Annotated in this window: 8 protein-coding genes; 5 read left to right on the forward strand and 3 right to left on the reverse strand. The window is 73.8% G+C overall.

What is annotated here, in order from left to right; translation table 11 throughout:
* Positions 1 to 54: 54 nt before the first annotated feature.
* Both ACFWVE_RS34280 and ACFWVE_RS34285 read right to left on the reverse strand, forming a co-directional pair.
* A complete protein-coding gene (locus ACFWVE_RS34280) occupies positions 55 to 540 on the reverse strand; it encodes a heme-degrading domain-containing protein (protein WP_384022954.1) in 486 nt (161 codons plus the stop codon).
* Positions 537 to 1622 carry a Gfo/Idh/MocA family oxidoreductase gene (locus tag ACFWVE_RS34285; RefSeq protein WP_384022957.1) on the reverse strand — a complete coding sequence of 362 codons (1086 nt, stop codon included), beginning with the start codon at positions 1620 to 1622 and terminating at the stop codon, positions 537 to 539. Before ACFWVE_RS34285 ends, ACFWVE_RS34280 begins: the two co-directional genes overlap by 4 nt.
* A 136-nt stretch (positions 1623 to 1758) precedes the next feature.
* Between ACFWVE_RS34285 and ACFWVE_RS34290 the strand changes: the two genes are divergently transcribed.
* On the forward strand, positions 1759 to 2877 hold the full coding sequence (locus ACFWVE_RS34290) for an ROK family protein (RefSeq protein WP_384022973.1): 1119 nt from the start codon (positions 1759 to 1761) through the stop codon (positions 2875 to 2877).
* Between the two features lie 145 nt (positions 2878 to 3022).
* Positions 3023 to 3811, forward strand: coding sequence for a hypothetical protein (locus ACFWVE_RS34295; protein ID WP_384022960.1), 789 nt, complete (start codon positions 3023 to 3025; stop codon positions 3809 to 3811).
* Positions 3812 to 3818: 7 nt separating this feature from the next.
* Here ACFWVE_RS34295 and ACFWVE_RS34300 read toward each other — a convergent pair whose 3' ends face one another.
* On the reverse strand, positions 3819 to 4598 hold the full coding sequence (locus tag ACFWVE_RS34300) for an HAD-IIA family hydrolase (RefSeq protein WP_384022963.1): 780 nt from the start codon (positions 4596 to 4598) through the stop codon (positions 3819 to 3821).
* 165 nt (positions 4599 to 4763) lie between these two features.
* Between ACFWVE_RS34300 and ACFWVE_RS34305 the strand changes: the two genes are divergently transcribed.
* From ACFWVE_RS34305 to ACFWVE_RS34315, 3 genes are all read left to right on the forward strand, one after another.
* The gene (locus ACFWVE_RS34305) at positions 4764 to 5447 is read left to right on the forward strand and encodes a hypothetical protein (protein WP_384022966.1); all 684 of its coding nucleotides are present in this window, start codon (positions 4764 to 4766) and stop codon (positions 5445 to 5447) included.
* A 62-nt stretch (positions 5448 to 5509) separates the two neighbouring features.
* Positions 5510 to 6139, forward strand: coding sequence for a class F sortase (locus ACFWVE_RS34310; protein ID WP_384022969.1), 630 nt, complete (start codon positions 5510 to 5512; stop codon positions 6137 to 6139).
* Between the two features lie 223 nt (positions 6140 to 6362).
* Positions 6363 to 7397, forward strand: coding sequence for a glycoside hydrolase family 6 protein (locus ACFWVE_RS34315; protein ID WP_384022971.1), 1035 nt, complete (start codon positions 6363 to 6365; stop codon positions 7395 to 7397).
* The last annotated feature ends 19 nt before the right edge of the window (positions 7398 to 7416 follow it).

Consider the following 7416-nt stretch of genomic DNA (forward strand, 5'->3'; position numbering starts at 1 on the left):
CCGCACGCGCCCCGCGCCCCCTTCGGCCCTTGGACGGGTGAACGGGCGGACGGGTCAGGCGGCGCCGGCCTCCAGGAAGCGGGTCAGGGCCTCCACCACCATGCGGTGGTCCTGGAGTTGGGGAAGACCGGAGACCGTCACCGCGCCGATCACGCCCGTGCCCTCGAGGACGATCGGGAACGAACCGCCGTGTGCCGCGTACGTGTCGGGGTCGAGGCGCGACGACTCCTCGAACGTCGTGCCCTTGGCGCGGTGCCGGGCGCCCACCAGGTACGAGGCGCAGCCGTACCGCTCGACGACCCGCCGCTTGCGGGCGATCCAGGCGTCGTTGTCGGGGGTCGAACCGGGCAGCGCCGCGTGGAAGAGCTGCTGGCCGGTGCGGTGGATGTCGATGGCGACGGGGGCCTGCCGCTCCCGGGCCAGGCCGACGAGGAGGGAGCCCAGCGCCCAGGCGTCCTCGTGACCGAACCGGCGGAAGACCAGACGGCGTTCCTGCTCCTCCAGCTCTTCGACGGTGGGGGTCGGTTCGGGCTGCGTCACAGCGTCACCGTCACCTTCTCGTCGGCCGAACGGCGGGCCGCCTCCAGGACGTCCAGCGCGGCGGCGGCCTCCTGCGCGGTCACCGGGTTGGGGCCGCCCTCCAGGAGTGCCTTCGCCACGGCCGTGTAGTACGCGGGGTAGTCACCGGGCACGGTGGGCTCGGCACGTCCGCCGCCGGTCACCGGGGACTCCCCGGAACCGACGCGGCCCCACAGCTCCTCGGGCTCGGTGCCCCACCCGGCACCGGCGGCGGCACCGGCACCGGGTCGCAGGCCGTCGCGCAGGGCGGCCTCCTGGGGATCGAGACCGTGCTTGACGTACCCCGCCTCGGAGCCCAGGACGCGGAAACGCGGGCCGAGCTGGGCCGTGGTCGCGGAGACGTAGAGGTGCGAGCGGACGCCGCTCGCGTGCGTGAGCGCGAGGAACGTGTCGTCGTCCGTCCGCGCGCCGTCGCGGCGGATGTCCGTCTCGGCGTACACGGAGGTCACCGGACCGAAGAGGACCAGCGCCTGGTCGACGACATGGCTGCCCAGGTCGTAGAGCAGACCTCCGATGTCTGTGGGGTCGCCGGACTCCCGCCAGCCGCCCTTGAGCTCCGGCCGCCAGCGCTCGAAGCGGGACTCGAACCGGTACACGTCACCCAGCGCGCCCTCGGACACCAGCTTGCGCAGGGTGAGGAAGTCGTTGTCCCAGCGGCGGTTCTGGAAGACGGAGAGGAGCAGGCCGCGCTCCTCGGCGAGCGCCGCCAGCTCACGGGCCTCGGCGGCCGTACCGGCGACGGGCTTGTCGACGACGACCGGCAGGCCGGCCTTCAGGGCGGCGGTGGCGAGCGGCACGTGCGTCCTGTTCGGCGACGCGACGACGATCAGGTCCAGCTCGCCGGCGCGTTCGAAGAGCTCGTCCGGGGTGGCCGCGACACGGACGTCCGGGAATTCGGCACGGGCCTGCCGCTGCCGCTCGGGGTTCGAGGTGACCACCGTGTCGAGGGCGAGGCCCTCGGTCGCGGCGATCAGCGGGGCGTGGAACACGGAGCCCGCGAGGCCGTAGCCGACGAGGCCGACGCGAAGGGGAGTACCAGTCATGGTCCTACTTTCGCAACGGTGTTGCGAAAGTGCAAGCGCGGGAGAGAATGGGCGGGTGAACAGGACGAACGGCGAACCGGACGGTAGGAGCACGACGGCCGGTACGGGCGCGGCGGGCGGTACGGGCACGGCGGGCATGACGGGCATGACGGGCGGCGGGGTCAACCTGCTCGGCCTGCGCAGTCACAACACCGCCCTCGTGCTCGACCTGCTGCGGACCGCGGGAGCGGAGGGCATCAGCCGCCTCGAACTCGCCGAGCGGACCGGACTCACCCCGCAGGCGGTCAGCAAGATCACGGCCCGGCTGCGGGCGGACGGCCTCGCGGCGGACGGGGGACGCCGGGCGTCCACCGGAGGCAAGCCCCGGACGGTACTGCGCCTGGTGCCGGAGGCCGGGCACGCGGTGGGCGCGCACCTGGACCGGGACGAACTGCGGGCCGTCCTCGTCGACCTCGACGGGACGGTCGTGGGGGAGCGGAACACCCCCCTGGACCTGGGCGCGGGCGCGGAGGCGGTACTGACCCGGGTGGCGGGAGTCGTCGAGGAACTGCGGGACGGGGCAGCCGTGCGCGGACGCCGCCGCCTCTCCCTCCTCGGTGCCGGGATCGCCCTGCCCGGACCGCTGGACCACACCCGGGGCGTGCTGCACCGGGTGACCGGGTTCCCCGAATGGGACGGGTATCCGCTGCGGGACGCGCTGTCGAAGCGACTGGGGGTGCCGGTCGTCGTCGACAAGGACACCAACGCGGCGACGCTGGGCCTGGCCGTCGGCGGCGAGGGCGGCTCCTTCGCCTATCTGCACCTCGGTACGGGGCTCGGAGCGGGACTGGTGATCGGCGGCAGCGTGCACCGGGGGCCACGGACCGGGGCGGGGGAGTTCGGCCACCAGGTCCTCCAGCTCGACGGGCCGCGCTGCGGCTGCGGTGACCGGGGCTGCATCGAGGCCCTGTGCCTGGACGCGGTGGCCAGGGGCGACACGGACGAGGCCGCACGGGTCCTGGGCGCCGGCGCGGCGAACCTGGTCGGTCTGCTGGACATCGACCGCGTCCTGCTCGGCGGCCGGATCGTCGAGGCGGCCCCGGAGACCTTCGTGCGAGGCGTGCGCGAGGTCCTGGAGGCCCGCGCCCGGCGCACCGGGGACACCCCCGTCCCGGTACGGATCGCCTCGGGCGCCGGGCGCGGCGGCGGGCAGCGGGTCGCCGAGGGGGCCGCCCAGTGCGTACTGGCCCCGGTGTTCGGACGGAGGGACGGATAGGGACGGATGGGGACGGACAGAGGCGGGCAGGGGCGGGCAGGGGCGGTCGGCGGGCTCCGCCGAGTGGGGGGAACCGTGCCGCCGTGCGGGGGTGTTCGCAGGCGTCGCCGTGGTGTCCGCCGGCCGAACGGCAAGGCCACATGGCATGCGACTCTGCACGCCCGCGTCCCTCTTCCTGGCGGCGGTGGCCGCGGTCCTTCCCGGCGCGGCCCCGGCCCACGCGGAAGCGCCGCCGCCCGCCTGCGCCACCGGGGGCGAGTCCGACTTCCCGCTGACCACCCGTATCCACGGCGGCCCCGACTCCTACCGGGCCGGGGGCGGCTTCGGCACCTGGTACCTCGAGCTCACCAACACCACCGGCCGTTCCTGCGCCGGCATCCACCCGGTCGTCGTGCTCGTCGACGACAAGCGGGCGCTGCGGGCCTCGCAGCCGGTGCTGGAGTTCTACACGGCAGGCCGGGAACTGCCGCACACCGTCCGCTTCGAGACCACCGACGAGGACGAACTCGTCGGTGCCCTCGCCGACGACGACGCGGGCTTCGGAGGGTTCACCGTCGAGGCCGGCCGGTCCCTCACCGTGAAGCTGCGCCTCGCCCTCACGTCCGACGCCGTGGCGGGCGAGGTCGTCGCCACGGCCGCCGTCGTCCAGCGGCACGAGGACGACGGCGACTGGGTCGGACAGTCGGACGAGTACCGGTTCCGCATCGGGACGGGTGCCACGACAGGCACCGGGACGGAGTCCGGACCGGAAGCCGGCGACGCCGGCCCCGACGGCGCGGACCCCGCCTCTCCCGGCCCCCGGGACAGTCGCGTCCCCCTCGCCCACGAACTCTCCGGCACCGGACTCGGAGGGCTGGACACGGCCCTGGCGGCGACCGCGCTGCTGCTGGCCGCCGGGAGCGCGGCCGTACTGCGGGGACGGCGGCGCCGCTGACGTCGCCTCAGACGAGGTCCACCAGGTCCGCGATCGAATCCACGATCCTGGTCGGCCGGTAGGGGTACTGGTCGATGTCGCCCTTCGCCGTCAGGCCCGTGAGGACGAGGAAGGTCGCCATCCCGGCTTCGAGCCCGGCCAGCACATCCGTGTCCATCCGGTCACCGATCATGGCGCTGGTCTCGGAGTGCGCCCCGATGACGTTGAGGCCGGTGCGCATCATCAGGGGATTCGGCTTGCCGACGAAGTACGGATCCTTCCCGGTGGCCTTGGTGATCAGCGCGGCCACGGAACCCGTCGCGGGCAGCGCGCCCTGGGGGGACGGCCCGGTGCTGTCCGGGTTGGTGGCGATGAACCGGGCTCCGTTGTCGATCAGACGGATGGCCTTCGTCAGAGCCTCGAACGAGTACGTGCGCGTCTCGCCCAGGATCACGAAATCGGGGTCGGCGTCGGTCATGATGTAGCCCGCCTCGTGCAGGGCTGTCGTCAGGCCGGCCTCGCCGATGACGTAGGCCGTGCCTCCGGGGTGCTGGGTGTCCAGGAACGTCGCCGTGGCCAGGGCGGAGGTCCAGATGTTCTCGACCGGCACGTCGAGTCCGATCCGGTTCAGGCGGGCGTGCAGGTCCCGGGCCGTGTAGATCGAGTTGTTGGTGAGGACGAGGAACGGCCGCCCCGAGTCGCGCAGCTTCCTGATGAAGGCATCCGCACCGGGGACCGGCACGCCTTCGTGCATCAGCACCCCGTCCATGTCGGTGAGCCACGATTCGATGGGCTTGCGCTCTGTCATGGAAGGGGACTCCTACCGTTCGTGTACCGCTCGTGGGCCGGGGGATGACCTCATGCTATGCACAGCGGCCCACCTCCGATGTCACCCGTACGGAGCAGGCGCCGCGCCCTCGAGCGTGCGGCGCCCCGCCCGGCGGGGGAGGCTCCGGGTATCTGGAGGTTCACGATGGGTTCACTGCGAGTCGCTCTCTGTACCGGGATCCTGGCCGTCGCCGCGCTCACCCCGACCGCGTACGCGGCGGACGGCGGCACGGGTGTCTCGGTGACGCCGACGACCCCCGCGCCCGGCACCGACGTCACCCTCGAGGTGGCGGAGTGCGCCGAGCGGACGGCGGTCGCCGTGTCCTCGGCGTTCGTCTCCGAGGTCCGGCTCACCGTCGCCGACGGCGTGCTCGTCGGCGAGAGCCGGGTCCGCTCCACGCTCACCGCGGGGACGTACCCGGTGCTGGTCAACTGCGGCGAGCGGGCCCGCCAGGGCACGATCACGGTCGCACCCGCCCGCAACCGGCCCACCGAAACGGCCGAAACGGCCGAAACGACGGAAACGGCGGAAACGGGTAAGTCGGTCAAGCCGGTCAAGCCGGGGGTCGCCGAGCCGGTCGCGCCCGCTTCGCCCGTCGCCCCCGTCGACGCGGGCGGTGGCGGCACCGCCCCGCTGGCCGCCACCGGCACCGGCACCGGCACCGGCACCGGCACCGGCACCGGCACCGACTCCGGCGCCGCCTCCGGCGCCGACGAGGGTGGGATGGGCGCCGCGCAGGCGCCGGCCGGGCTGCTCCTCGCGGCAGCCGCGGCGGGAGCCGTCGTGCGTGGCCGTGTCCGGCGGAACCGCAGAGCAACGACCGGCTGAGGCGGCCGACGGTGTCCGATCACGAGGGGATACGCCCGGCCCCACACATACGTCCCGGGCGGATGTTCACCGGTGTGGTGTGGGCGGTGCTGCTGCTCGTGCTCTGGCTGTGCGGCCGGGAGACGACCGGCCTGCGCCCCGGCGGGGCCGGACCCTCCACCGGCGACATGGCGGCCGCCGGCCGGCCGCCCCAGGTGGACCTTCCGCCCGCGCACCGCCCGCTGGGCGAGGCGCAGCCGCGGCGTCTCGACATCCCCGGCCTGGACGTCCGGGCGCCGGTGGTCTCCCGCGGCCTGGACGAGCGGGGCGCCCTCGATCCGCCGCCGTTCGACCGGCCGGACGTGGTCGGCTGGTACGCGGGCGGGGTGACGCCCGGAGCGCCCGGCACCGCGCTGGTCGTGGGACACGTCGACACCGAGACCCGGCCCGCCGTGTTCTACAGGGTGAGCACCCTGCGGCCCGGCCAGAAGATCCGGGTGGTCCGCGAGGACGCCGGGGTCGCCGAGTTCACGGTCGAGGACATCCAGGTCATCGCCCGGGACGGGTTCGACGCCCAGCAGGCCTACGGGCCCCGCCGCTCCGGCCGGGCCGAACTGCGCATCGTCACCTGCGGCGGCACCTTCGACGCGGCCCGCGACCGCTACACGGCCAACGTGGTCGTCTACGCGTACCTGACCGGTACGACGGCCTGAGCGCCCCGCCCACCCGGCCCGGGGGCCGGCCCGGAGGCCGGCCGGTGCCACGCCCTTTCCGGTCGCGTTCCGTGATCGCCCCAGGTGACCCACCACAGTACGACGGCTGTAACAGCTCGCGGACAAGAACGGCTCGACCTCGTGACCGCCGCGGGACGTATGTCAGGATTGGGACCCGGAACACCTCGGACCACACGGAACAAGTGCACCCAAGGGGGGTTGGATGTACGGCAGCAAGGGGGTCGGGGCGTTCGCCGGGAGGCGGGCGTCGGCAGCGGTACTGGGGGCGGCGCTGCTGATGACGGCGTGTTCCTCCGGCGACGGGGGGGACGGCGGCTCGGACAAGGCGGCCGGCGCGGAGATCACGCAGCAGCCCAAGGACGCCAACCCCTTCTGGGTCAACCCGGAGGGGACCGCCGCGCAGCGGATGGCCTCTCTGGAGGAGGACGGGAAGGAGACGGAGGCCGAGCGGATCCGCAAGATAGCGGAGCAGCCCGTCGCCGAGTGGATCAGCCCGGAGAACCCGGAGGAGCAGGCCCGCGGCTTCACCGAGGCCGCCGACAGGGCGGGCCGCACCGCGCTGCTCGTCCTCTACAACATCCCGCACCGCGACTGCGGCCAGTACTCGCAGGGCGGTGCCGCCGACGGCAACGCCTACCGCGCCTTCGTCGACGGGGTGGCCAAGGGCATCGGGGACCGGGCGGCGACCGTGATCCTGGAGCCCGACGCGGTGCTCCACCTGGTCGACGGCTGCACGCCGGAGCAGTTCCACGAGGAGCGCTACGACGTCCTCGGCGGCGCGATCGCCGAGCTCAAGAGCCTGAAGAACACCACGGTGTACCTGGACGCGGGCAACGCCGGCTGGGGCAACCCCGACCAGATCCACGAGCCGCTCAAGCGGGCCGGCATCGACCGGGCCGACGGCTTCTCGGTGAACGTCTCCAACTACTACTCCACCGAGGACTCCATCGCCTACGGCAAGCAGCTCTCCGCCAAGGTCGGCGGCAAGCCCTTCGTCATCGACACCAGCCGCAACGGCAACGGCCCGTACACCGGGGGCGACCCGGACGAGCGCTGGTGCAACCCGCCCGGCCGCGCCCTCGGCGAGACGCCGACGACCAAGACCGCGGACCCGCTGGTGGACGCCTACCTGTGGGTGAAGCGGCCCGGCGAGTCGGACGGCGAGTGCAAGGGCGGCCCGAAGGCCGGCGAGTGGTGGGAGGACTACGCGGTGGACCTCGCCGAGGCCGGCGACTGAGCCCGCCCCACCCGCACAC

The sequence above is a fragment of the Streptomyces sp. NPDC058632 genome (assembly GCF_042717095.1).
Lineage (GTDB): Bacteria > Actinomycetota > Actinomycetes > Streptomycetales > Streptomycetaceae > Streptomyces.

What these genes read in the sequence shown, in the direction of transcription:
- ACFWVE_RS34285 (WP_384022957.1), bottom strand. Translation starts at nt 1,622, where the DNA reads ATGACTGGTACTCCCCTTCGCGTCGGCCTCGTCGGCTACGGCCTCGCG.
- ACFWVE_RS34290 (WP_384022973.1), top strand. Translation starts at nt 1,759, where the DNA reads ATGACGGGCATGACGGGCGGCGGGGTCAACCTGCTCGGCCTGCGCAGT.
- ACFWVE_RS34295 (WP_384022960.1), top strand. Translation starts at nt 3,023, where the DNA reads ATGCGACTCTGCACGCCCGCGTCCCTCTTCCTGGCGGCGGTGGCCGCG.
- ACFWVE_RS34300 (WP_384022963.1), bottom strand. Translation starts at nt 4,598, where the DNA reads ATGACAGAGCGCAAGCCCATCGAATCGTGGCTCACCGACATGGACGGG.
- ACFWVE_RS34305 (WP_384022966.1), top strand. Translation starts at nt 4,764, where the DNA reads ATGGGTTCACTGCGAGTCGCTCTCTGTACCGGGATCCTGGCCGTCGCC.
- ACFWVE_RS34310 (WP_384022969.1), top strand. Translation starts at nt 5,510, where the DNA reads ATGTTCACCGGTGTGGTGTGGGCGGTGCTGCTGCTCGTGCTCTGGCTG.
- ACFWVE_RS34315 (WP_384022971.1), top strand. Translation starts at nt 6,363, where the DNA reads ATGTACGGCAGCAAGGGGGTCGGGGCGTTCGCCGGGAGGCGGGCGTCG.